This window comes from Mesorhizobium sp. M7A.F.Ca.AU.001.01.1.1 (assembly GCF_004022735.1).
Taxonomy (GTDB): Bacteria; Pseudomonadota; Alphaproteobacteria; order Rhizobiales; family Rhizobiaceae; genus Mesorhizobium; species Mesorhizobium ciceri.
In genome coordinates this window covers 1-804 of record NZ_RZPF01001263.1, presented here as the reverse complement: position 1 = coordinate 804, position 804 = coordinate 1, and the positions used below count along the sequence as shown (strand labels likewise).

At 68.4% G+C, this 804-nt stretch carries 1 protein-coding gene; it reads left to right on the top strand.

Annotated features, from left to right (window positions below; genetic code table 11):
• Positions 1 to 804: methionine ABC transporter ATP-binding protein (locus EN884_RS37540; RefSeq protein WP_164895496.1), on the top strand; the 804-nt coding region annotated here is incomplete at both ends.

Below are 804 nucleotides of genomic sequence, written 5' to 3'. Positions count from 1 at the left end.
ATCATCGGCCGCAGCGGCGCCGGCAAATCGACGCTGATCCGCTGCCTGAACGGGCTGGAACGGCCTGACTCCGGCGAGGTGTTCATCGAGGGCCGCGAGATCAGCCGGCTCGGCGAGCGCGACCTGCAGCCGCTGCGGCGGCGCATCGGCATGATCTTCCAGCATTTCAACCTGCTGTCGGCCAAGACCGTCGAGGACAATGTGGCGCTGCCGCTGAAGATCGAGGGCCGGCCGAAAGCCGAGAGGCTGAAGCGCGCCGCCGAACTGCTCGATCTTGTCGGCCTGTCGGAGAAAGCCAAGGCCTATCCGGCGTCGCTGTCGGGCGGCCAGAAGCAACGGGTCGGCATCGCCAGGGCGCTTGCCGCGCGCCCGGCGCTGCTCCTGTCGGACGAAGCCACCTCGGCGCTCGATCCGGAGACGACGCGCTCCATCCTCGCACTGCTCAAGGACATCAACCGGCAGCTTGGCCTGACCATCCTTTTGATCACCCATGAGATGGAGGTGATCCGTTCCATCGCCGACCGCGTGGCGTTGATCGACGCCGGACGCATCGTCGAGCAAGGGCCGGTCTGGTCGGTGTTTGCCGACCCACGCTCCGAGATCACACGCAGCCTGCTCGGCGCCATCAGGCCGCAGCTGCCGGCCGAGCTGGCAGCGCGGCTGCTGCCGGCGGCCGGTGCGGAAACCATCCTGCGCGTCGACGTGGCCGGCGAGGCGGCAAGCGGCCCGCTGCTGTCCGACCTTGCGATTGCGGTTCCGGGCGCCTTCCGCCTCGTCCATGGCGGCATCGACCATATCCAGCAG